The organism is Mesorhizobium sp. WSM3879, from assembly GCF_002294915.1.
In the GTDB taxonomy this organism is placed as follows: domain Bacteria; phylum Pseudomonadota; class Alphaproteobacteria; order Rhizobiales; family Rhizobiaceae; genus Mesorhizobium.
The window spans coordinates 58,422-81,849 of sequence record NZ_NSFZ01000018.1; the positions used below are offsets into that span (position 1 = coordinate 58,422).

The 23,428-nt window shown below is 60.0% G+C and carries 23 protein-coding genes and 1 tRNA gene; 11 read left to right on the top strand and 13 right to left on the bottom strand.

Annotation, left to right across the window (positions count from 1 at the left end; translation table 11 throughout):
• Positions 1 to 9: 9 nt before the first annotated feature.
• From CK218_RS27885 to CK218_RS27915, 7 genes are all read right to left on the bottom strand, one after another.
• Positions 10 to 570 carry an ATP-binding protein gene (locus tag CK218_RS27885; RefSeq protein WP_170950193.1) on the bottom strand — a complete coding sequence of 187 codons (561 nt, stop codon included), beginning with the start codon at positions 568 to 570 and terminating at the stop codon, positions 10 to 12.
• A gap of 1 nt (position 571) precedes the next feature.
• Positions 572 to 2,938, bottom strand: coding sequence for a SpoIIE family protein phosphatase (locus CK218_RS27890; protein WP_095829614.1), 2,367 nt, complete (start codon positions 2,936 to 2,938; stop codon positions 572 to 574).
• Positions 2,935 to 4,113: a class I SAM-dependent methyltransferase gene (locus CK218_RS27895; RefSeq protein WP_067000076.1), complete on the bottom strand. Its 1,179-nt coding sequence runs from the start codon at positions 4,111 to 4,113 to the stop codon at positions 2,935 to 2,937. The genes CK218_RS27890 and CK218_RS27895 overlap by 4 nt, the downstream gene beginning before the upstream one ends.
• Complete coding sequence (locus CK218_RS27900; RefSeq protein WP_179294625.1) at positions 4,110 to 4,628, bottom strand: ubiquinone biosynthesis methyltransferase UbiE; 519 nt, start codon at positions 4,626 to 4,628, stop codon at positions 4,110 to 4,112. Before CK218_RS27900 ends, CK218_RS27895 begins: the two co-directional genes overlap by 4 nt.
• 155 nt (positions 4,629 to 4,783) lie before the next feature.
• Positions 4,784 to 6,433 carry a bifunctional diguanylate cyclase/phosphodiesterase gene (locus tag CK218_RS27905; protein ID WP_095829615.1) on the bottom strand — a complete coding sequence of 550 codons (1,650 nt, stop codon included), beginning with the start codon at positions 6,431 to 6,433 and terminating at the stop codon, positions 4,784 to 4,786.
• Positions 6,434 to 6,808: 375 nt separating this feature from the next.
• On the bottom strand, positions 6,809 to 7,423 hold the full coding sequence (locus CK218_RS27910) for a DNA ligase (RefSeq protein WP_095829597.1): 615 nt from the start codon (positions 7,421 to 7,423) through the stop codon (positions 6,809 to 6,811).
• 648 nt (positions 7,424 to 8,071) lie between these two features.
• Complete coding sequence (locus tag CK218_RS27915; RefSeq protein WP_245299691.1) at positions 8,072 to 9,229, bottom strand: AraC family transcriptional regulator; 1,158 nt, start codon at positions 9,227 to 9,229, stop codon at positions 8,072 to 8,074.
• 204 nt (positions 9,230 to 9,433) lie between these two features.
• Between CK218_RS27915 and CK218_RS30410 the strand changes: the two genes are divergently transcribed.
• The 8 genes from CK218_RS30410 (at position 9,434) to CK218_RS27945 (ending at position 15,423) form a co-directional block, all read left to right on the top strand.
• The gene (locus CK218_RS30410) at positions 9,434 to 9,736 is read left to right on the top strand and encodes a hypothetical protein (RefSeq protein WP_127214219.1); all 303 of its coding nucleotides are present in this window, start codon (positions 9,434 to 9,436) and stop codon (positions 9,734 to 9,736) included.
• A 93-nt stretch (positions 9,737 to 9,829) separates the two neighbouring features.
• On the top strand, positions 9,830 to 10,075 hold the full coding sequence (locus CK218_RS30415; protein WP_143749085.1) for a hypothetical protein: 246 nt from the start codon (positions 9,830 to 9,832) through the stop codon (positions 10,073 to 10,075).
• 241 nt (positions 10,076 to 10,316) lie between these two features.
• A complete protein-coding gene (locus tag CK218_RS27920; RefSeq protein ID WP_095829598.1) occupies positions 10,317 to 11,201 on the top strand; it encodes a cytochrome c oxidase subunit II in 885 nt (294 codons plus the stop codon).
• Between the two features lie 16 nt (positions 11,202 to 11,217).
• On the top strand, positions 11,218 to 12,987 hold the full coding sequence (locus CK218_RS27925) for a cbb3-type cytochrome c oxidase subunit I (RefSeq protein ID WP_095829599.1): 1,770 nt from the start codon (positions 11,218 to 11,220) through the stop codon (positions 12,985 to 12,987).
• On the top strand, positions 12,984 to 13,688 hold the full coding sequence (locus CK218_RS27930; RefSeq protein ID WP_095829600.1) for a cytochrome c oxidase subunit 3: 705 nt from the start codon (positions 12,984 to 12,986) through the stop codon (positions 13,686 to 13,688). The genes CK218_RS27925 and CK218_RS27930 overlap by 4 nt, the downstream gene beginning before the upstream one ends.
• A gap of 10 nt (positions 13,689 to 13,698) precedes the next feature.
• Positions 13,699 to 14,418: a heme-copper oxidase subunit III family protein gene (locus tag CK218_RS27935; protein ID WP_067000053.1), complete on the top strand. Its 720-nt coding sequence runs from the start codon at positions 13,699 to 13,701 to the stop codon at positions 14,416 to 14,418.
• Between the two features lie 26 nt (positions 14,419 to 14,444).
• The gene (locus tag CK218_RS27940; protein WP_095829601.1) at positions 14,445 to 14,837 is read left to right on the top strand and encodes a cytochrome C oxidase subunit IV family protein; all 393 of its coding nucleotides are present in this window, start codon (positions 14,445 to 14,447) and stop codon (positions 14,835 to 14,837) included.
• A gap of 112 nt (positions 14,838 to 14,949) precedes the next feature.
• On the top strand, positions 14,950 to 15,423 hold the full coding sequence (locus CK218_RS27945) for an aminoacyl-tRNA deacylase (RefSeq protein ID WP_067325364.1): 474 nt from the start codon (positions 14,950 to 14,952) through the stop codon (positions 15,421 to 15,423).
• A gap of 34 nt (positions 15,424 to 15,457) precedes the next feature.
• Here the strand turns inward: CK218_RS27945 and CK218_RS27950 are convergent, their stop codons facing one another.
• From CK218_RS27950 to tig, 4 genes are all read right to left on the bottom strand, one after another.
• Positions 15,458 to 16,282: a DUF2189 domain-containing protein gene (locus CK218_RS27950; protein WP_095829602.1), complete on the bottom strand. Its 825-nt coding sequence runs from the start codon at positions 16,280 to 16,282 to the stop codon at positions 15,458 to 15,460.
• 482 nt (positions 16,283 to 16,764) lie between these two features.
• A complete protein-coding gene (locus CK218_RS27955; RefSeq protein WP_067000047.1) occupies positions 16,765 to 17,145 on the bottom strand; it encodes a cytochrome c family protein in 381 nt (126 codons plus the stop codon).
• A 288-nt stretch (positions 17,146 to 17,433) separates the two neighbouring features.
• A complete protein-coding gene (locus CK218_RS27960; RefSeq protein WP_095780726.1) occupies positions 17,434 to 17,940 on the bottom strand; it encodes a hypothetical protein in 507 nt (168 codons plus the stop codon).
• Positions 17,941 to 18,136: 196 nt separating this feature from the next.
• Positions 18,137 to 19,621 (bottom strand): trigger factor, encoded by a 1,485-nt coding sequence (gene tig, locus CK218_RS27965; protein ID WP_067329599.1) that lies wholly within the window; start codon positions 19,619 to 19,621, stop codon positions 18,137 to 18,139.
• Between the two features lie 342 nt (positions 19,622 to 19,963).
• Between tig and CK218_RS27970 the strand changes: the two genes are divergently transcribed.
• Both CK218_RS27970 and CK218_RS27975 read left to right on the top strand, forming a co-directional pair.
• Positions 19,964 to 20,048 (top strand) — tRNA-Leu (locus tag CK218_RS27970).
• A gap of 325 nt (positions 20,049 to 20,373) precedes the next feature.
• Complete coding sequence (locus tag CK218_RS27975) at positions 20,374 to 21,306, top strand: hypothetical protein (RefSeq protein WP_095829603.1); 933 nt, start codon at positions 20,374 to 20,376, stop codon at positions 21,304 to 21,306.
• Between the two features lie 52 nt (positions 21,307 to 21,358).
• Here the strand turns inward: CK218_RS27975 and CK218_RS27980 are convergent, their stop codons facing one another.
• Positions 21,359 to 21,940 carry a GDYXXLXY domain-containing protein gene (locus CK218_RS27980; RefSeq protein WP_095778412.1) on the bottom strand — a complete coding sequence of 194 codons (582 nt, stop codon included), beginning with the start codon at positions 21,938 to 21,940 and terminating at the stop codon, positions 21,359 to 21,361.
• Positions 21,937 to 23,052 carry a DUF2157 domain-containing protein gene (locus CK218_RS27985; protein WP_095829604.1) on the bottom strand — a complete coding sequence of 372 codons (1,116 nt, stop codon included), beginning with the start codon at positions 23,050 to 23,052 and terminating at the stop codon, positions 21,937 to 21,939. Before CK218_RS27985 ends, CK218_RS27980 begins: the two co-directional genes overlap by 4 nt.
• A 234-nt stretch (positions 23,053 to 23,286) precedes the next feature.
• Between CK218_RS27985 and CK218_RS27990 the strand changes: the two genes are divergently transcribed.
• On the top strand, positions 23,287 to 23,427 hold the full coding sequence (locus CK218_RS27990) for a DUF1127 domain-containing protein (RefSeq protein WP_006335194.1): 141 nt from the start codon (positions 23,287 to 23,289) through the stop codon (positions 23,425 to 23,427).
• The last annotated feature ends 1 nt before the right edge of the window (position 23,428 follow it).

Here is a 23,428-nt window from a genome sequence, read left to right on the forward strand (position 1 = left end):
TCGCTTCATCTAGTTGTGAGTTTGCGAGATCGGAATGGAGGCATATGTTTCCAGGCAAATACGATCGTTTTCATCGGCGGGGCTGAATATCCAGGCCAAGCGTGCGCCATAGTCGCTCATCAACGTCAGCAATCCAAGCCCGGAACTCCCCACGTCGGGGTTCGCGGCATTCGCCTCAATCCGCTGTATCAGCAGGTCCTTTGGGTCGCCAACCGTGATGTCCGCCAGAAGGCTTTGGAACTCGGACGCGATTTCACCATCGACGTCATTCGACACCTTCAGCTTGAAGCACTCCGAATCCATCGACGCCTCAACCACGATCTCGCCTGGTGCTCGGAACTTGACGGCGTTTTCGATGAGTTCGTTGACCAGATATCCGATGCTATGCCGCACCTCCATGTAGTCATTGCGCGACGACTGAAAGCGCAACGCGAAAAGATCGGCAATGAAGTCCGAGGTCGTGGCGCAATGACGCCAACTCAAGTCGAGAGGTCCGTCGAACAGCCGCACGCGACTGACGCTCCCCTTCATCCCTATTGCAATGTCAGGCGTACCGAACAGCGCTGTCATCCTACGTATGCCTTATGATCACGAGTGTGATGTCGTCGTGGATCTTCTGGATTCCGATATGGGCCATCAAATCCTCGATGATCCCGGTCTTGATGTCCTCGGCGCTCCTGCCATGGCGCTTTTGCACGCTCTTGCAGAGGCGATCGAACCCGAACAGTCTTCTGTCTTCATCTTCCGCCTCGGTCACACCGTCGGTGTGCAACACGATTACGTCGCCTCTCCCGAACACGATGTCTCGCGTGTCAACGAACTGCGAGATGTCGTTCTCCAGGCCAACGGGCAGACCCAGATCAAGCGTGTCGATACGTTCGACGTCCCCATCCGCACGCACGACCAGAATGTCCTCGTGCTGGCCGGATAGCGTTACCCGCCCGTCCTCAAAGTCGAGAAAGGCCAGCGAGAGATGCTTGTCGGTGTTCGTCCGCTCGATGTTCTTGTAGATGGCTCTGTTCAGACGAACCAGAAACTGGCGCGGATCGCCTTCGTTGGCCTCCTGCAGCGCGCGTGCAACGGATTGGACCATCAGCATCAGCACGCCGCTCTCGAGACCATGACCGGTCACGTCGCCGATGCCGATCTTGACCCGTGATCCGTTCTGCAGGACGTCGTAGTAGTCCCCGCCGACCTCGTCGGCCGGCCGCATGTAGGCCGCGATCTCCAGCCCCGGAATCGCTTCGAGTTCGAACGGTTTCGGCAGGACCATCATCTGGATTTGCCTGGCGACCGCGAGTTCGGCGCCGAGACGGACGTTCTCGTCCCGCAGCTTTTCGTTGAGCGCGGAAATCTCCTGATTTGCGTCGCCGAGTTCCCTGGTTCGTTCGTCGACGAGTTGCTCGAGGTTTTCCGTGTGAAAGCTGATCTGCTCGGCCATACGGTTGAAGGCGACTCCGACCGCTCCAACCTCGTCGCGCGTTGGAACGCGAACGCGGACCGAATAATCTTTGGACTGTAGCCTCTGGGCGGCGCTGGCAAGCGCCCTGAGGCCGGCCGTGATCCGCTTCGAGATCCCGAGCACTGCCGCAAAGACAATCAGAAGCGAAACGACGATGGCGGCGACCTGAAAGAGCAGGATACGATTGGTCGCGCGGGAAATACTCTTTTGCGCGGCGACCAGGGACGCATAGATTTCGCGTTCTGGAACGACGATTCCGACCGACATCGTTTCAGACTTGATCGGTCCCGAGCTCCACAGATTGGTCGGCTTCAATCTTTTGAGGACAACTATGTAGGGTACGTGTTCGCCCTTGTTGTCGAGCATGATATGCTGAATGACACCGTCATTGTTCTGGTCGAGCGGCAGCGACGCGATGGCCGGCTGCGTGCTTCCCCGCAGCGACCTCTCCAGCCCGGTGACGCCCTGCGTGCCCGCATCGTTGGACGAAGTCAGGCCGATAATCGCCTCGCCCGATGGATTGATCGCCACTACATTGCCGGTCGACATGGTGAGGAAGCCGAACCCGGTTTCGGCGATCTTGACGCGCTCGACGACTTCCGCGAGTTGATCGAGAGTGATGTCTGCACCCGCTACACCGGCGATACCGGTACGGTCCCGCGTCCACAGCGGGTGGAAGAAACTGACGATCAGCTTTCCCGTGATCGCATCGGTGTAGGGCGCTGTCTGAGTGATGTCGTCGGGGACTGGACGCGAGGCTGGATCCCTCGCCCATTGCTGCCATGACCCGTAGATCCCCGGAAAGAAGAACTCCCAGAACTCCGCCTTGTTGTGGCCTGGATAGAGTCGATCGAAGGTCTGCGCCTGGTCCGTATACGGTACCGTCCTGAAGATCGGCCGTTCCTTCGGACCAATATAGTACATCTGCAGTTTTGGCGATCCGCTGGCCATAAGGGTCGGCGCGACGAGATCCAGAACGGTACTGTCTTCGATTTCCTGCTCAACGCTCGGCAGCGGCGTGTGGTCGGCGCCCAGCAGGTAGCCCCAGACGCTAATCACGGAAGGCGCGCCCGGCAGGTTCTGCGCCCAATCGCCCTGTGCGTCATAAACGACCTTCACCGAGCCGGGTGCTTCATGCGAAAGGGTTGCTCCGACCTGTCGCTGCCGGCTCGGATCGTCGGTCTGGGCCTGCAGGACGCCGGCCAGCGCTTTCACGTCCCCATGAACTCGATCGAGCAGGAGGTCGACGCTTAACGCTGTCGAGTCGGCATAGGAGCGAATGTATTCCTGGTTTGCGGTGGTCAGGCCCTCACCGACTTCCGACGTGGCGTCGCGCGACAGCTTCTGAACGTTCCAGAGCGCCAGGCCACCGCTCAGCAGGAGGTCGAAAAGCACGGCGCCGCCAACGACCAATACGAATTTCGCCCGGAAGGAGCGCAGGCCGAAGCGCGGTGTAGGCTGATCGTCGGCTTTCATTGCGGCCTTCGCCCCGATGCGACCCAGATCGGCCAACCCGCATAACCCTTGGGGTGCAGCGCAGCGAATATGTGATCCTGGAAGCCCTGCCGGAACCGTGCAACGAACTCCGGCCCGTCGCCGCGTTTGGTTGCCATCTCGCCGGCATACACATCGGCCCAGGCTACAATGACATCGGCGAAGTCCTGCGCATCTCCGTCCAGGTTGGTGACCGTGAAGGTCTCGACACGTATGTCGTCGAATCCGGCTTCGATCAGATATCGGCGACTCTTGGGCCCGAGCTCAACGTCCATTTCGAAATGCGCGAACAGCTTCGCCACTTCATTGTATGTCCAACGGATGCTTTCGGCGCGCGGCTCGCCGAGGCAATGCGAATTCTTCTCGTTGGTGATGTAGACCCGCCCGCCTGGCTTGCATATGCGGTAGAGTTCCTTGAGGATGAGTTCCGGTCGATTGAAGATTTGAAGCGAATGTCGGCAGGTGACCAAGTCGAACTGCTCCTCGTCGAGCAGCATTTCCGAGGCATCGCCATAAGTATATTCGATGCCCCGGATATCGAACTCCCGCATCACGCGTCTGGCGTAGTCCAGGCTTGATATGGAGTGGTCGAGGGCGACAATCCGCGACGGCTGGAACTCTTTCTGCACGAGCACGGCGAAATCGCCGATCCCGCAACAGATGTCGGCCATAACGATCCCGGGTCTCATGCCATGCCGCGGCAGGATTGCACGCTCGTGGCGCCAGGTCATCTTTGTCTGCGTGCGCAGGATTGGAACGAACCCGCCTTCCTCGAGGAAGCCCTGCCCTGGATAGAATTCGCTGTCATACTCCTCGACCGTGATGTTCGGTTCGATTCCGCTCAGCCGACCGAATTTTCGCGAGGTCCATCCGACGACGCTCGACGTGATGACAACAAATTTGAGATCGGGTCGAGCGCGACAGGCATCGATGATGATCCTCGAAAAAGCGTGAAATGCGGCGTTGTTCATCTGCGCCAAGCGTCTGACATTGACGTAGAGAACGCCGCGTACTCGGCCAATCGCATCGCGAAGCAATGCCAGGCTGGGCCCAAGCTCATCGATCGCCTGAGGCCGGACCACTCCAGATATGGAGAACTCCTGGTTGTTCGCATCGTATTGCGCCTTGAAGCGCGGGTGCGGGTTGTAAGGGCTCAATGTTGCAGGCCCTCAAGCGGAAGATCCACGACGAGCGTGATCGCATCGCCGTCGGCCTCCTCGACCCTGAGTGCCGCGTTGTAGTCGACAGCTAGTTCCAGGAGTACCACCTCCCGGCTGGGCGCCAGATCCCCAGACACAGAATTGAGATATCGCTCCTTGGCCTCAAATCCCACGACTTGCGAAACGGCTTCTTCGTAGAATTGGCGCTCCTCCGGCATGCAGGGAAATGTCAGCTCGATCCTGTCCGTCGCGCCATGGCGAGACACCCTGCATGCCAGTTCGCCGTCGGCGTGGCGGGTACGAAAGGCGACTTCCAGTAATTCGTTGAAGGCAGAGGAAAAGAGATTCGAATGCCGCACCGAGTCTGATCTGTTTTGACTGATCATCCGGGCGATGTACGTCGAGACATAATCGCAGTGTTTCCAAGCGGAGACAAAAGTCTTGATTTCCATGTCGATCTGGATCATCGGCTCAAAAGTCGGTTCGCCAACCGGGTCATGAACAGATCCCATCCGCATCCTCTCCTATTCCATCCGTATTTGAGCCCAGGTGACGCGATGAACTCCGGGACGGAAATTTGACCGCCTCGTGATGAGCCAGTCCCGCATTGCGCGGCATCTAGCTCGATCGTTTTTACAGGCCTCCGATTTACAAACGGTGCAAGTGGCTAGCGCGCCCGATTTGATTCCTCCATCGCTTCCAGCCCCTTCGGCGGCGACCGCCTGATGAAATCGCCGGTTGCCTCGGATCCGAGCGGCCGTCCCATGAAATTGCCTTGCAGGTAATCGCAATTTTCCTTGATCAGCCACCGTGCCTGCGCCGCCGTCTCGACCCCCTCGGCGGTGACGCTAATTCCCAGGCCGTGCGCCAGACTTATGATCGATCGCACAATCGTTTGACTCTTCAGATCCGTCTCCAGGTCCGCGATGAAGTATTGATCTATCTTCAAGGTATCAAACGGAAAATTCTTAAGGTAGCTCAAGGATGAATAGTATGTTCCAAAATCGTCGAGCGAGATTCGTATTCCCAGGACGTTCAACGTATTCAATGTATCTATATTGTCGATAGTCTTCTCAAGAAGAACCGTTTCGGTTATCTCGAGTTCAAGCCTTTCAGCCCGGATTCCAACTGCGTCGATGATCTGAGCGACCGTGTCCGTCAGCGAACCGCTCAGGAACTGAGCCGGCGACAGGTTGACTGCGACTGTCAGCGCGGAAGGCCAGGCCAATGCCTGGCGACAAGCTTGCTCGAGCACCCATCGTCCAATTTCGTCCATCAGACCGTCCGCTTCGGCGATCGGAATGAACACGCCGGGCGGAATGATTCCTATCTCGGGGTGCCGCCACCGCAGCAGCGCTTCGAAACCAATCACCGACGAAGGAGGCCTGATGAGCGGCTGATAGTCCAGGTAAAGCTCGCCCCGCTCCAGCGCGGTTCGAAGGCTGCGCCTCAGATTTTCGCGTTGCTCAAGCAACAACAGCATCGAGCGATTGAACGTTCGAGCGCAGCCGCGACCATCCGTCTTGGCTGCGTAAAGAGCAATATCTGCGGCTTTCATCAGCTGCTCGCCATCGGTCCCGTGCTCCGGCCCGAAAGCGATTCCGATACTTGAACCGACGAAGACGGGAATGCCGTTGATGACGAAAGGGTCCTTGAACGCGTTGACCAGCGATGTGGCGAGGCGCTCGGCTTCCGCGGGCTGCTCCTTGCCCAATTGGATGACGGCGAACTCGTCGCCGGCATACCGGTACGCAGATTCGCCGTCCTCCAGCGCGTCGCGGATTCGACCTGCCGCGAGTTGCAGAAGCGTGTCGCCTGCCCCATGGCCGAGCGTGTCGTTGACCGCTTTGAAATCGTCAAGATCGATTTGCAGCAGGGCGGCTTTTGGCTGAGATCCGCCGATGGCCGCCAGCGCTTGCTGCAGCCGCTCACCGAATCGCCGTCGATTCTGCAGTCCGGTCAGCACGTCGTGCGTCGCCTGATGGAGCAGAATCATATGCTCCTGCTCCTGCGCCGCGCTGCGCTCCCCCTGCTCCCGGGATTCAATGATTCCCACGCCATCTGCAGTGCCGAAGACGAAAACGGAGCGGGGCGCTTCGCCCGATGAGCGCGGCAGGTCAATGCTTGCCGCAGAGCCGCCCTGGAACACCCGAAGAAATTCGTCGCGGCACCTCGTATCGAGGAAGCTTGGATAGATCTCCCAAATGGCGGCGCCTGGCACCACCGCACCTCCGTACAGGCGTTTAAGCCTGGCGGCGTAGTGAGTTAGGCGGAAGTCGCTATCATAGAACGATAGAAGTTCGGTCGTATTCGCCAACAGGTTAGCGAGAAGCGCTTCGCCGGCACGTGAACCATCGCTTGAGGAAGACTCCTCATTCTGCGTGCCGACGCCTGATGCCTCTGAACGCAAAAGCCACCTCCGTAGGCGGTGAAAATTAGCGTCCCCCAGTTTAGAAATAGCATAAGTAACAAGCTTGGCAAACTTTCAACTCGCTATTTCAACAAGCGCGGCATGCGCTGTAATTGCAATGGCTGCTCCGCTGTGATTGGCGGCAGGTTATTCCACGATGGTGGTTCATTCATTGTTAATAAATCGCGGATCGACAGATAATCGGCGTCGCGCCAGGCCTGATTCGAAATATTGCGACCCACAGGACAGAGCGGAGTTCGCGGCCTGGGATCGATCACAGACCTAGTGTTTCGAAATCGGCTTTCTCAAAAATCTGGTTTTCAGCCATGTTTTCGACGGTCCGCTCTGGTAGGGGCTATCGGCGCGTTTCGAGATGACGCCGTCGAGCTCGGTTTTCTCGGTGGCGCGAAAGATCGCGAGCGCGTCGCCCTCAAAATGCTCGCTGTATTGGATCTTGCCGAGGCCAGGCTCAACCAGTCGCCACAGCGCTTGCTTGCGTTGCAGCAGGGGTAAGGGGATAAGATTGCGACCGTCGAGATGGAGGATGTCGAAAGCGACGAACACCAGCCGGCTCGGCTCGTTCCAGATCGCGGCTTCCAGCTCAGGAGAACCGGGCGAGCCCCGCTCGCCTGAGACAATCACCTCGCCGTCGAGAATGGCAGCCCGGCATGGCAGGTCGACAGCTAGCGCGATGGGCCAGTATTTAGTCGTCCAGTCGCGTCCGTTCTTGTTGTAAAGACGCGCGCCGTTCTTATCAATGATGATTTGCGTGCGGTAGCCGTCGAATTTGGCCTCGTGGACCCACCCTTCATCTTGGGGCGGCCGCTCGACAAGAGTTGGTATCTGCGGCGGAATGAACTCCAGCCGTTCGTCGTCGACCTTGTCACGCTGACTCAACTACGCCACCATCTTTGCCGGATAGCGGTGGCGCGAGCGGCACAGGCGATCTGGTATCCATTTGGACACCTGCCGCCTGTGCCTTGCCCCCACTAAGCCATTCTGCGACGGAATGAACACCGGCCAGCCGCCCCCCGGCCATTGGCACGCTTACTCAACTACGCCACACCTTCGACGGATAGCGGTAGCGCGAGCGGCATAGGCGATCCGATGTCCCCCAACTTGGACATCTGCCGCCTGTGCCGAGCCCCCACTAAGCCATCAACCCCCCACTAAGCTATTTTGCGGCGGAATGAACACCAACCGGCCGCCTCGGCCTTGGCACGCTAACTCACTTACGCCTTTGACGGTTTGCGGCGGCGCGGTCGGCACAGGCGGTGCGATATTCCCCCCAACTTGGAAACCTGCCGCCTGTGCCGAGCCCCCCGCTAAGTCACAGCGAACATCTACGAATAAGGCCGCGCTGTCGTTAGCTGCGCATCCAGATACTTATCCGGGCGTACATATCTCGATCGGCACGGCATCTCTCGCCAGGGATTTTGCCCAATGGGGTACCGCCAGCCAAGGATCGCTTGCCCGGCAAGGATTGTCGCCGGATCCAGTATCACTCCGGGCATACTGATGAAACGTCCGCCGCGGATGCTATGATCAGCTTCCAAGCGCCTTGAGCCATCCTTCAAACGAGGAGGTCTTCTCGTGCTCGCCAAGCGAAACAGAGTGGGCGGGGCGCGGCAACACCGTCGTCCTGCGCCCTTCGCGGGGGCTGTAACCGAACTCCTTGCTGAACGCCCGGCTGAAATTTGCCGCTGAACTGAACCCGAAGGCCTCCGCAATTTGAACGATGCGCCGGCTGTCCGCCGGATCGCTGAGCGCAACATGGGCCGCTAGAAGTCGGCGACTTTGAATGTAATGGAGCACCCCACCGCTCGGTTCGAACAGCTGGTAGAGACGAGATCGCGAAACACCGAGCGCCCGGCACATTGAATCCGGCGTCAGATGAGCCGCTTCCAGGTTGTTCTGGACGTATCGACGGGCCCGCTCCATCAGCGCGACACTCGCCAGTTGTTCGGCCGCAGCCGCATGTTCGGCCGGCGGCGCTAGGCACGCAATGATCATGCTGCGGGTTGCGTGTACGATGCGAGGCAGGTCGTCAGCGGTGAGGCTGCGCAGTCTTGTTACGATGCCGTCGACATAGTCGATCAAAAGGTTTGCAAAATTGCCGGAAAGAATTGAATTGTTGTTTGCGTCGAGGGTTGCCGCCGCGTCGGCGAACAAATCACGCGGCAAATATAGAACGAGACTTTCGGATTCGGTCATCCTCCCGCGAAACGGGTAACCTAGCGACCTGATCTCAAGTTTGCCCGGCTGGCCCTCCGCGACACGGCGATTGACCTCCGTCCAGGACCGGCCGGTATGTGGCAAGACGACATACCAATGATCGATCGAGCTGGACCGAAGCTTTGCGGCGGAACGGATATAACTGTGCGCCGGCGTCCGCTGTTCGACGATCAGCATGCCGCCGAGATTCCAAGCCTTGTGCGCTGCGGGGAAGCCGTCGTCCAGCGATTTGTCATCCGGCAGCCTGACCTCGACAAGCGGTGCCACATGCGCTTGCCAAGCGGGGAATTGATCCTCTGCTGCCAGTTCGAGTGTTGAAAAGGACAGCGGTTCCAGTGCCGGCGCGATTGGCCGAGCCGCCTCGTTGTCGGGTTGAACGTCGCGAGGCCAACGCCGTCGCTCACGCTCCGGTACAGGCCCGGTATGCGCCTCGTCTTGCTCCTTAGCGTCCATCGCGCGTGGTGCCATATCCGATTCCGGTATGCCCATGCCCGCGCAATCATGTGGTGTATCCCGGGATCTGGCAAGCCTGTGGACCGCATCGTCGATCACGCTGGGTTACAATAAGAAATGCATCCCGAGATAAGTTTCTGGATACGAGGCTAACGACACACTTCAGACCGGCGCCTATAGATTCCGACATCGTGAAAGCGACGTTGAGGAGACCAGGTAATGAATGAAAAAGTCAAAGGAGAAGCTCGCCGCAAGATAATTCTTGATGGATATGTCAACAACGAGCCATTGAAAGACATTGCGGCAAAGCTCGGATGCTCACTGGCGAGTTTGAAAGTCAGCGCCAGCAAACTTGGCTGCACTCGCGCCCCGAAAGAGGCGGCTGACTTTCGACGCGGCTTCCGTATACCCGACAACAAACGGCAAGACTATTACCAGCTCATGCGGGTCGGCCAATATAGATCTCGGGACTGCGCACAGATTTTGGGATTATTGACAACACAATCGCCGAGCATGGAGTAACGTTACTAGAAGCTGGGGACAACATCTTTTCAAGCCTCGGTGACAAGGCCCCGCCGCAAAGCACGGGCGGCGGGCGCTGAAAGGTTCGCTCAAATGCTGCGTCGGCGTTTCAATCGCACCTGCCTTAGCCCTCTCGATCTGGCCGTTTGCGAACGCGTGTTCAATCAGGTCTGCGCAGATGAACAGCTCGATCCTTTGGACCCGGGCGCCGAAATTCTAGCGGTATTGGTTGTGGCCATCTTTCGAAATGCTCACACCAGCGAACGCGAACTGCTGGAGGCGGTCAAATCTCGCCGGCAAAAGGCCAGGGCAGCCGTCCGCACGCCTAAAATGAACTAGTTGATCTACCCGCCAGCGGCATCGAGCCGGCCATTCAGCCCTCTGCACATCGTCCGTAAGGGCAATGCTTCGACGAAGGGCCCGCTGCGCCAAGGCCCCCCGCCCCAAAAGGTCCGGGCGCGCAGCAACGTTTTGCACATCAGCTAGTCGGCTCTGGAATTTCAACCGGAAATCGAGCATGATGCGGCTTGGTATTGGCGTTGGATGCTTCGCGCTCCCATGAAATACCGGAGGACGGGACATGGCCATCGCGCTTGTACTCGTTTTGATCGTCGTGGGCTCGGTGTTGTTCCACTTCCTGAGCCCATGGTGGTGGACGCCGATTGCCTCGAACTGGGACTATATCGACCACACCATCATCATCAGCTTCTGGATCACCGGCGTCGTTTTTGCCGCCGTTGTGCTCTTCATGGCGTATTGCGTGTTCCGCTTTCGCCATCGCGAAGGCAATCGCGCGGTATACGAACCGGAGAACAAGCGTCTCGAATGGTGGCTGACGATCGTCACTGCGATCGGCGTCACCGCCTTGCTCGTTCCCGGCCTGTTCGTTTGGAGCCGCTTCGTCAACGTGCCGAGCGATGCGGCCGAAATCGAGGTCGTTGCCCAGCAATGGCAGTGGAGCTATCGCCTGCCGGGCAAGGACGGCAAGCTCGGCACTTCGGACACCCGTGAAGTAGCCGCTGAGAACCCGCTAGGCATCGCCCCAAAGGATCCCAACGGCCAGGACGACGTCGTGGTCGAGGCGGCGGACCTGCACTTGCCGGTCGGCAAACCGGTCAAGATGCTGCTGCGTTCGATCGACGTGCTGCATGATTTCTACATCCCGGAATTCCGCGCCAAGATGGACATGATCCCGGGATCGGTCACCTATTTCTGGTTCACTCCAACAAGGACCGGAACCTTCCAGGTCCTGTGCGCGGAGCTCTGCGGCCAGGGACATCCGCTGATGCATGGCATGGTGTTGGTCGACACCGAGCAGGATTACCTGACCTGGCTCGGGCAGCAGCAGACTTTTGCGCAACTGTCGGCGCCTCAGCAAACGGGCTCGGCGAACCCGCTGCCAGGAAAGACAATGGCGTCCGCTTTGGACGTCGGGGCAAAAGTCGAAACTGTCGAGGCCCGCTGAACAGGGAGGTGCTCCCATGGTCGACGTCACACCCGCAGATGCCGTTCCCCCCGCCGAAGTCGGGGAAATGGAACTGTACCATCCGCACAGTTGGTGGACGAAATACGTCTTCTCGCAGGACGCCAAGGTCATAGCGATCCAGTATTCGGCAACGGCAACGGCGATCGGCTTTGTAGCGCTGTTCCTGTCCTGGCTGATGCGCCTCCAGCTCGGCTTCCCCGGCACGTTCGATTTCATTACTCCGGAGGCCTACTACCAGTTCATCACCATGCACGGCATGATCATGGTGATCTACCTGCTCACCGCACTCTTCCTCGGCGGCTTCGGCAACTATCTCATCCCGCTGATGGTCGGCGCCCGCGACATGGTCTTCCCCTATGTCAACATGCTGAGCTACTGGGTCTACCTGTTGGCGGTGCTCGTTCTCGTCGCAAGCTTCTTTGCGCCCGGCGGACCGACCGGCGCCGGCTGGACGCTCTACCCGCCGCAGGCGATCATGACCGGCACGCCGGGTGGCCAGGACTGGGGCATCATCCTGATGCTCTCTTCGCTCATCCTGTTCATCATCGGCTTCACCATGGGTGGCTTGAACTATGTTGTGACGGTGCTGCAGGGCCGCACGCGGGGTATGACCTTGATGCGCCTGCCGCTCACCGTATGGGGCATCTTCACCGCCACCGTCATGGCTCTGCTCGCCTTCCCGGCGCTGTTCGTTGCTTGTGTGATGATGCTGCTCGACCGCGCGCTCGGCACCTCCTTCTTCATGCCGGCGATCGTCGAGATGGGCCAACAGTTGCAGCACAGTGGCGGCAGCCCGATCCTGTTTCAGCATCTGTTCTGGTTCTTCGGCCATCCGGAAGTCTACATCGTGGCCCTGCCGGCCTTCGGCATCGTGTCCGACCTCATCAGCACGCACGCGCGCAAGAACATCTTCGGCTACCGAATGATGGTCTGGGCGATCATCGCGATCGGCGCCCTGAGCTTCGTGGTCTGGGCGCACCACATGTATGTCAGCGGCATGCACCCCTATTTCGGCTTCTTCTTCGCCACGACGACGTTGATCATAGCCGTTCCGACCGCCATCAAGGTCTATAACTGGGTGCTGACCCTGTGGCGCGGCGACATCCACCTCTCGATACCAATGCTTTTCGCGCTCGCCTTCATCGTCACCTTCGCCAATGGCGGGTTGACGGGGCTGTTCCTCGGCAATGTCGTCGTCGACGTTCCCCTGTCGGACACGATGTTCGTCGTTGCCCATTTTCACATGGTGATGGGTGTCGCCCCGATCCTGGTGATCTTCGGCGCGATCTATCACTGGTATCCGAAGGTCACCGGACGGATGCTGGACGAGGCGCTCGGCCAGTTTCACTTCTGGGTCACCTTCCTCGGCGCCTACCTGATCTTCTTCCCCATGCACTATATCGGCCTGATTGGTGTACCGCGCCGCTACGCCGAACTGACCGACATGACGATCATGACGGAGTCGGCCCATCATCTGAATTCGTTCATCAGCATCATGGCCTTCTTGGTCGGCTTCGCCCAGATGGTGTTCCTGTTCAACCTGATCTGGAGCATCCGTCACGGCCGTGACGCCGGCGGCAATCCGTGGCGGGCAACGACGCTCGAGTGGCAGACGCCGCAGACGCCGCCGGCGCACGGCAATTTCGGCAAGGAACTGCCGATCGTCTATCGTTGGGCCTATGACTACAGCGTGCCGGGCGCGAAGGAGGATTTCATTCCGCAGAACGTGCCGGGCTCCTTCATCCCATCGAGGGAGCCGGCATGAGCGTCATCCTGGTCTTCCTGCTGGTGATCGCCGGCTTTGCCGGATGGTGGCTTTCGCACCAGCGGCTGACCGCGAAGCCGTGGCTCGAGCAAGGCTTGGCCGGGGATTTCGTCGGCCTTGAGCGATCGGCCCTGCCCACCGCCAAGATCGGCCTCGGTGTCTTCCTCGCGGTTGTCGGCTGTCTGTTTTCGCTGTTCACCAGCGCCTATTTCATGCGCATGGGTCTGCCGGACTGGCGGCCTCTGCCGCTGCCGCGCCTGCTCTGGCTGAACACCGGCGTGCTGGTGCTGAGCAGCGTCGCGCTGCAATGCGCCGTGATCGCGGCGCGCAGAGGCCAGACGGACATGGTCAGGCTCGGTCTTGCGACGGCCGGGCTGACCGCCCTCGCCTTCCTGATCGGCCAACTGATCGCGTGGCGGCAGCTGACCGATGAGGGCTACCTGCTGGACTCCAACCCGGCCAACAGCTTCTTCTATCTGATCACCGCCATGCACGGCCTGCACATACTGGGCGGGCTGGTCGGCCTTGGCAGGACGAGCATCGGCGCCTGGACGGGCGCCCGGCCGCAACGGCTTCGCCTCGGGATCGAGCTCTGCGCGATGTACTGGCATTTCCTGCTTTTCGTCTGGCTCGGCATCTTCGCCGTTCTGGCCGGCTGGGCGGCGACATTCGTGAGCATTTGCCAACGGCTGCTGACCTAGGAGACTGGCGATGGCCGAGACGACACTGACGGATAGCAGCCAGTTGGATCGCCCCCAGGGCTGGCGCGGGATTGCCGCCGACTGGGCTTCGGATCAGCGCGCGTTCAAGAACGTGTCCTGGGGCAAGGCCATGATGTGGATCTTCCTGCTCAGCGACACCTTCATCTTCGGCTGCTTCCTGCTCTCCTACATGACCGCCCGCATGTCGACGCGCGTGCCGTGGCCCAACCCAAGCAAGGTCTTCGCGCTGCACATCGGCGGGTCGGAGGTCCCGCTGATCCTGATCGCCATCATGACCTTCGTGCTGATCTCAAGCAGCGGCACCATGGCCATGGCGGTCAATTTCGGCTACCGCCGCGATCGCCGCAAAACCGCGATCCTGATGCTTTTGACCGCCGCGCTCGGCGCAACCTTCGTCGGCATGCAGGCCTTCGAATGGACCAAGCTCATCACCGAAGGAGTGCGGCCCTGGGGCAATCCCTGGGGAGCCGCGCAATTCGGCTCATGCTTTTTCATGATCACCGGCTTCCACGGCACGCACGTCACGATCGGGGTCATCTTCCTGATCATCGTGGCGCGAAAAGTCTGGCGCGGCGATTACGACATCGGGCGTCCAGGTTTTTTCACCAGTCGCCGGGGCCACTACGAGAATGTCGAGATCATGGGACTCTACTGGCACTTCGTCGACCTGGTCTGGGTGTTCATCTTCGCCTTCTTTTATCTTTGGTGAGAGGCAGGCTTTGCTGAGAGGACGAAATGGCTGAAGCAACCGCAAACGGTCTCGGACAACAGGCACTGCACTCCACCCACGACGCGGCGACCGCGGGCAAGTCGGACACGCATCAGGAACACCCGATCAAGCTCTATCTGGTGGTCTGGGTGTGGCTGTTCATACTCAGCGCCTGCTCCTATATGGTCGACTATTTCGGCCTGCACGGCTATGTCAGATGGTCGCTGATCCTGATCTTCATGATGCTCAAGGCAGGACTGATCGTGGCCGTCTTTATGCACATGGCCTGGGAACGGTTGGCGATGATGTATGCGATCATCCTGCCGCCGATATTGGTGCTGGTCTTCGTGGCGATGATGGTCTTCGAGGCCGACTATACGCTGCTGACCCGTATCGCGTTTTTCGGGCCCGGTCCCTGACGCGCGGTTCGGACAAAACCGCAGCCTAATCAGCCCGAAATGACCGGTGCCTCGAAACAACCGGCGGTTTGGTTTTGATATGCGTCGTGAACTCAAGCAAAGGACGCGGAAAATGACGATAGCGAACAGACTGAGGAATTTCATAGACGGCAAGGGAATCCCGTACGATACCGTCGCGCACCATCGGACTGCAACCAGCAGGCAGGCCGCCATTGCCGCTCACGTGCCCGGCAGCATGATGGCCAAGTCCGTGGTCGTTCACCACGAACTCGGCTATGCGCTGGCCGTGGTCCCAAGCACTCACAGGATCGAACTCGCCAAGCTCCAGGACGTCATGGACAAGCGCCTCGGGCTCGCTTCCGAAGACGAGGTGGTCTCGCTCTTCGATGATTGCGATATCGGCGCCGTGCCGCCGATCGGCGCGGCCTATGACGTGCCGGTCATTTTGGACGAAAGCCTCGGCGACGCCGCCGATATCTACTTCGAGGGCGGCGACCACAAGACCCTTGTGCATGTCAGCGGCAAGGATTTCCGCGACCTGACCACAGGCGCGCGTCGGGCACGCTTCAGCCACCCGGCCCTGTGAGAGCACCGGCACTCCAGCCCGTGCTCGACAGGGTCTACGAGTTCGCCGGTCTTGGGGCGGCGGCCGGCGCTTCCACGACCTTACGATACACGTGCCAGGTGGCATGGCCGAGGACTGGCAGCACAACCGCCAGCCCCGCGAACACCGGCAGTGAGCCGACGATCAGCCCAACGGCGACGATCAGTCCCCAGACGGCCATTACGATGGGGTTCGCCAGCACTACGCGTACGGAAGTGTGAATGGCTTCGTAGGCGCCGACATCGCGATCAAGCAGCAGCGGAAAAGCCACCACGGTGGTGCACAACACGACCACGGCGAAGACGAATCCGATGGCGTGACCAAGCACGATCAGGGTCCAACCGCGCCCGGTGGCGAATATCTCAGCGATGAAACTGGACAGCGATGCCGGGGGCGCGGGACCGAACAGCTGCTCGTAGAAGATTTTGGCGGTCAAAAGCCAGGCGATGAAGATCGCGAACAGCATGATCCCGACCGCGGCGATGGCCGGCAGCGCCGGGGAGTTCCTGACCTCGAAGGCATGGCGCCAGGATGCATCGAGCCCGGCTTCCCGTCTGCGGCTGATCTCGTAAAGACCGATCGCCGCGAATGGGCCGATCAGCGCAAAACCGGACACCAGCGGAAACAGCAGTGGCAGCGCGTTCGCTCCCGATGTCCAGGTAGCAAGCACCACGCCGACGAGCGGATAGATCATGCACAGAAACACGATGTGCGAAGGTTTCACCATGAAATCGTCGACACCGCGCCTGAGCGCGTCGAAAAGATCGGAAATGCCGATCTTTCTCACTCTGGTATGCTCGAGCGTTTCGCTAGCGCCTGCAATGACGTGAAAGCTTGCCATGACCAATCCTCCAGACCAGGGTCCGGCAAGGTCGCGGATTCGCGGTGCTACCGCTCTGCATGTTGGCCACGCAAAACCGCGACCTGCACCGGCAGCCAACATACTCCATTGCGCCCGATTTGTCTCTTTTCATTGGAACGAGGGTGCGGTGGCCGGCCAGAGCGCCACGCTGGTTCGAGAGGTTTTTTTGCGGTATTCTTATACAGCTACAACGCAGCGCCTCCGGTACGCGCAAAGGAGGCTGGATCACTTTGATTGGCCCGTGATCCGTTCCCGATTTCCGGGTCATGCGCCTGGTCGAAGGCGAACGTCATGGACACGCGAACGCTTCTCATACTCGGCCTTGGCATCGCCATTCTGTTGGTGCTGGGATTCTTTGCGCTGCCTGCATGACAGGGCCGGCGGCGGCATTCCAGCAGCGTCATGCCGGCCGCCCTCGGTCGGAGCGAGCCGGCGCCACCGACGGGCCTGGAAGGGCCCGCTTACTTCGAAAACTGTTTCAGGTAAGCAATGACGTTGGCTACGTCCTGATCGTTCTTGAGGCCGGGAAACACCATCTTCGTCCCTTTGATCATGCCCCTGGGGTCTTGAAGATACTTCGTCAGCGTGGGCTCATCCCATTTGATGCCGGATTTTCCGGCCTCGATCATAGCAGGGGAAAAGGTGAAACCGGGATGCGTGCCCGCCGTGCGCCCGATGACGCCGTGCAGAGACGGGCCGACCTTGTTCTGGTCCTGGTCTGCAATGTGGCAGACCTTGCACTTGGTGAAGACCTTCTCGCCTGCGGCTGCATCCTGCGCCCGCGAAGGGCTTGCAATGAAGATCGTGGCCGCCGAGGCGATGAAAAGTGCGATTGCGCGCATGGCATTCCTCCCTGATCGATCGTCATCTGCGCCGGACGATCCGCACCACGCCAGCTGCGCTGGGGCGCCTGCACGGTACAGCGGAATATCCGTGGTCCCACCAATGGAATTGCGGCATCTACATACCACGGTATCAAGCCGATGGGTAGAAACGGCAATTTGTGCGAAGGTGCACGTCGCCCAAGCTGCGCAGCGGTTCTGGCAGAACGACATGCATCAAAACACGGACCTAAAGCGCGTCGCCTGAGTCCGGCTCCTCGCGACGCCCTTTAGGCCGTGTACTGAGACTCACGGCGGATCGGTATTGCAGCTTGCAGCCATCTGTCCGATCGCCTCGGACAGTCCGGCGAGTTCGAAATCGGCCTCGCCGCGTCCCGACAGCAGGCCGAAGCGCCATGACAGCAACAGCCGGCTCGCCGAAACCAGCCGCTTGATGCCATCGGCTCCGTCCCTGACCAGCATTTTACCGCGTGGGCCGACAGACCAGCTTTCATCGAACTTGCCGCCGCCATCGACCATGACCGACATGGTGATCTTGCGGCTGGCGGAGACTGAATCGTTGAGTTGCAGCCATTCGCTCCAGCGCGGTTCGCCGTCCGGTCGACAGGCCAGCGTCAGCACCGGACTGTAGCCCAGCGCGCCGCCGCCGGTGATCAGCTTGTTGGTGGCGTATAGCGACGCGGTCACCTGACCGTCGTTGCCTGCGTCGACGCGCCAGTTGCCGAGATCGGGTCCGGCCTCTGCCACACCGGCCGCGGCAAGCAAGAGCGCCGCGGTAACCACCACGCCCCTCATCGTGAATGCCACACCCACCGACGCCTCCAAACGACCCTGCGCAATGTGATATCGAGCAGATAATCATCAATGTTCGGTATCGCCAGCAGCGTGCATTCATCTGAAGCGGGTGGTGTTGCCCCGCAGCAACAACAGAGAACATGAACGAAAAAGGCCGCCTCGTGGGCGGCCTTTCGAAATCAGCTTATCGCCGGTTTTATTCGGCGTCCTTGGCGGCCTTCTTCTTCGGTGCGGCCTTCTTCTTGGGCTCTTCCGCCTCACCGGCTGCTTCGCCGGCCTTGGCCTCGGCTTTCTTGGAGGAAGCCTTCTTCGCCGGCTTCGCCTTGCTGGCGCTCTCGGCCTCCTCGTCGTCCGCCATCAGCTCTTCCTTGCTGACCTTCACGTCCTCGACCGAAATCTGGCCCAGCAAATAGTCGACGACCTTTTCCTCGAACATCGGCGCGCGGAGCGAATTAATCGCCTCGGGGTTGCTGCGGTAGAACTCGAAAGCTTCCTGCTGCTGGTTGGCCGGGAAGCGGCGAACCTGCTCGAACAGGCCGCGCTGCAGTTCATCGTCCGACACGGTGACCCCGGCCTTCTCGCCGATCTCCGCAAGAACCAAGCCGAGACGCACGCGACGTTCGGCCAGGCGCATATATTCGGCGCGCGCCTCTTCCTCCGTCGTTTCTTCGTCGGCAAAGGTACGGCCGGCGGCTTCGAGGTCGCGGTTGACCTGCGCCCAGATGTTGTTGAACTCGGCCTCGACGAGCTTCGACGGTGCCTCGAAGGAATAGGCGGCATCGAGCTGGTCGAGCAGCTGGCGCTTCACCTTCTGGCGGGTCATGGAACCGAACTGGTTCTCGATCTGGCCGCGCACGATCTCGCGCAGGCGCTCCAGCGATTCCAGGCCAAGGTTCTTGGCCGTCTCGTCATTGATCTCAAGCGCGCCGGGCTTGGCGACTTCCTTGACGGTGACGTCGAAGGTGGCTTCCTTGCCGGCCAGATGCGCTGCCTGGTAGTTCTCCGGGAAGGTCACCGTGACCTGCTTCTCATCGCCCGCCTTGGTGCCGACCAGTTGGTCCTCGAAGCCCGGGATGAACTCTTTCGAGCCCAGCACCAGCGGCTGGTCGGTGCCGGCGCCGCCGGCGAACGCCTCGCCGCCGATCTTGCCGACATAATCGATGCTCACGCGATCGCCTTCGGCGGCCTTGCCCTCCTTGGGCTCGTAGCTGCGAGCCGATTCAGCGACCCGCTTCACCTGGTCGTCGACCTCCGATTCCGGCACGTCGTAAACCTGACGCGTCACCTTGATGTCGGAGAAATCCTTGACCTCGATGGCCGGGATGACCTCGTAATTGAGGCGGAACTCGAAGTCGGCGCCGCCGGCCAGGATCTTCTCCGCCTCCTTCTCGTCCTCGGTCATGATGACTTCAGGCTGCATGGCGGCCTTTTCGCCGCGGCCCGAGATGATCGAGCGGGTCGAGTCGTTGAGGATCTCGTTGACCACCTCGGCCATGAACGACTTGCCGTACATCTTGCGCAGGTGCTGCACCGGTACCTTGCCCGGGCGGAAACCATTGATCCGCACCTTGCCGCGGGCGTCGTTCAGCCGCGCCATCAGCTTGGCTTCCATGTCACCGGCCGGCACGGTGATCTTGATCTCGCGCTTGAGACCGGAGTTGAGCGTTTCGGTGACCTGCATCCTAAAACCTTTGTTTTCACCAACGAGGCTGCCAAACGGTCCTTAGCCGTTCACAGCCTGCCGGTATAATCTTGCCGGAAATGGCTTTGGTACGGAACCTGGTGATTTGACCGCCAATGCGGCTCAAACTCTCCTGAACTGCGCTTCCAAAATGTGAAGAAGTCTTTGTTTTTCCTACTTCTTCTTGCATTCGGCAGAAGCGGATAGTCGCGTCCCGTCACATTCGACACGCCTTTTGTCACAGGCTAGGCTAATTTTCAACCATCTTCGCGATTACGAGAATGACGGTGACTTGGACCCCGACATTGACAGAATGATGGCTACATGGGATTGCCGGGGAACGCGGATGTGGCGGAATTGGTAGACGCCCTGGATTTAGGTTCCAGTGCCGAAAGGCGTGGGGGTTCGAGTCCCTTCATCCGCACCACCCTTCGCCTGCGAGCTTCTGGTGGTAGGCCACCCCATGGTCGTCAGAGCGAAGGGTGTCCTCCGAACCTTTGGCAGGAAGGACCGGAGCCATCAACTCCTGGCGGCGCACGCAAGGCTCGAGCAGACAATCCGCTTTTTCGTGTGCAATTCCCTTGAAATAGCGCGTCAACAGGTTCTTAGTCGCAGCAACAGGCAGGTTGGGGCTCTGTCAGGTTGTGCGCCTAGTTTCTCTGGTTCTGGCGGTTGGGTCGGCTGTCGCGGCAGCGACATGTCACGTTGAGGCCTTGGAGTACACTTCGGTTTCCTCTCCGGGCCAGCAGCCAATGCTTCTTGTATCCGGTGAGTTTGGCGCCAATGAATCCCTGAACGCCTTCAGCAACGCGGTTGCGAGCAGCAGGGCCAGGATGATCGTATTCAACTCCCGCGGCGGCAACGTCGGCAGTGCGATTCGCTTGGGGCGACTGATCCGCGCGGCGGGGTTGGATACTTTTCAGCTTCGCCAATTGCAGTGCGCTTCAGCCTGCTCACTGGCCTTCCTGGGCGGCGTCCACCGCGTTGCCGAACCAGGTTCCATCGGCGTTCATCGGCCGTCCCTCAAACCGGCCGACGGGATGTCAAATGAAGACGCGGAGGCCCGTTTCCAGTTCGGCACGGCCGCAATCATATCCTATGTGGTCGAGATGGGAGCGGATCCCAAGCTGATGGAATTGGCTTCGAGCTATGACAAGCATGACATACGGTACCTATCGGCCAGCGAAATGGCAGAGTTGCGTGTGACCAATGCCGCAGCGAACCAGCCGCAAGCGGATGCATTGCAGGTATCAACGACGCCGGATCCTGCGTCCGTGTCCGCTCCTGCGCCCGACGCCAGGCAACAGCCGGAAAGCGTTGCGGTCGCCTTCGTCAGGGATCTCATCGAGCATCATGGCGATAACAACGATTTCGCTCTTGCTCAGGCTCGGGCGTCCTACGCTCCCACGGTCGACTATCATGGCAAGTTGACGAACCTAAGTTCGATCATTGAGGACAAGAGGAGCTATTACCAGCGATGGCCTGAACGCGGATACAACGTCCGCAATGACAGCATTGCGGTCAGCTGCGCCAACGATCGCTGCAACGTCTCAGGCATCTACGACTGGATTGTGCGCAGCCCCTCGACACACAAGCAGGAGAAAGGCGTAGCGGACTTCAGCTATACGATATCGATCGGTCCCTATCCCAAAATCATCGCCGAGACGGGCGATGTCCGGCCATAACCAGGACCGTCGTTAACCCGGACCGTCGCGCTGACGCCCAGGCCCGAACACACTAATAAAGCGGCTCCTCGAACAGCGTCTTGTCGCCGTCCATGAGCGCCTTGATCTGCGCCTTGCCATCGGCGGAGAGCGCCAGCTTGACGCCGAACGGCCGCACGCGCATGTCGTTCTGGATCGCCATCCCCTTGCCCTCCGGCAGGTAGAAACGCTCGATCCCGTATTCCGGCGTGATCGTCATCTCGGGTGAGCGCAGATCCCAGCCATCCGCTACATGCCCGACAATGTCGGCCTCATCGGAAGCGGCAGGCGCCGGCGCCTGATCGAACCATGCCGCGCTCGGCTGCCAGTAGCCGTCCACAGCCTTCTTCAACCTGACGACGATCTCGGAGTCGTTGCTGGTGAACTTGCCCGGCGGAATGTTGGCGATAAGCTTCACCGGGATGCGCGAGATGTCATAGCCAAGCGAGATATAATCGCCGCGCAGAAGATCGCGCGGGTCAACGGGCTCAACCTTGAGCAGGACCTCCTTGCCGTTGCGCAGGATCGCCGCGCGTCCGGCGATGATCCAGCCCAGCAAGCCGATTTGGACAAGCGCCGTCACCAGCGCCGCGATGATCAGTCTTTTGCCGCTCATGCCGCTGCTCCTCCGGCGGGCGTCTTCATTCGTTTTTCAACGCGGATGATGACCAGCGCCAGTATTCCCAGCAGCACGGCCGCGGACAGGAAGAAGCCCGCCGTGTCGAGCATCGACTGCAACATCACCACATAGATAATGGCGAGCTCGAAGGCAAAGCCGGCATACGCCACCCAGCGCAAGCCTCTGCTTTCACGGCCGCCGAGCATGATCGCCGCGACGATGCCGGCAAGCGCGGCTGCCGAGGCAATGGCAAAGCCGCTGTTGTAGCTCGCCTCATCGGCCAGTTCGAACTGGACCATTGCGAGGCCGGCAAGAAAGCCGATGAGCGCATGCAATGGCAGCCTGCCGCCGAGTTGCACGACGCTGTCGACGGGTTCGGCGACAAAGATCGCTGCCGCGAACAGCAGCATCGAGACGAGCACGAGCGGAATCGCGACCTGGAGCGTGTTGTGGTCGATCGCCAGCAGCAGGAGATAGAATACGATCGAAAGGATGATGACGTGCCGCGCCGCCTGGCTGCGTGTCCAGAATGAGATGGCGAACAGCACCAGCACGATAGCGGCGAAGAGATGCGGGAACTCGGCACGGCGGAAAAATCCTCCCCATTTAAGGAACAGCCAGGCATCGGCGATGCCGACGGAGGCGACGGTGAGCGGGTTCGAGCGCAATGCGACCGCCGCCAGCGCCGTGCCGGCGCACCACGTCAGCAATGCCGAAGCCTCGTCGCCCGACAGATGATACATCTGACCGATCAGCGCGATTGACCCGCCAAAGGCCGCGGCGGCGATGATCCATAGCGCCTCACCGATCGCCGCATGGTCGCGTGTCTTCAGAACGGCGCCAGCGACATAACCGCCGAGGATGACAGCAAACAGCGCCGTCACGCGCGCCAGGCGCGGAATGGCTTCCCAGTTGGCGGCGACGAAGATCAGGATCGCGGCACCGAACAGTAACGCCGCCATCATCGCCAGGATAGAGTCGAAGCTCAGCGAGGCGCGATCGTTGGCGGCAACGTCACGCGTTAATGCGTCCGCCGTCGGCGCGTCGATCAGGCCCGCCGCCCGCCAGCGGGCGATATCGGCCCTCACCTTCGTCGCATAGCCCGCCATCCGTTCCCCCCGAGCTTTGGCCATTTTACAACCGCGCGCCGCAAATCGTTGACGCAACGGCATTTTCCGATTCGGTCTTGCTTATGGCGCAAGCGTGAATCGCCGTTAATGTTGCATTGCACAATTTGCATTGCTGCCATGCACCAATGGCACTTTTAAACCGATATGACCCCGCCTATTTTCCGTTCGTACACAAACGGAATGATCCGAACCAAAGACGAAACGAGCACTACCATGAACCTGATCCGCAACTACCGCAACTGGCGCCGCTACCGGGACACCGTTTCCGAGCTGAGCCGCCTGTCAAACCGTGAACTGACCGACCTCGGCATCAGCCGCAGCGACATTCACTACGTCGCTCGCAAGGCGGTCTAAT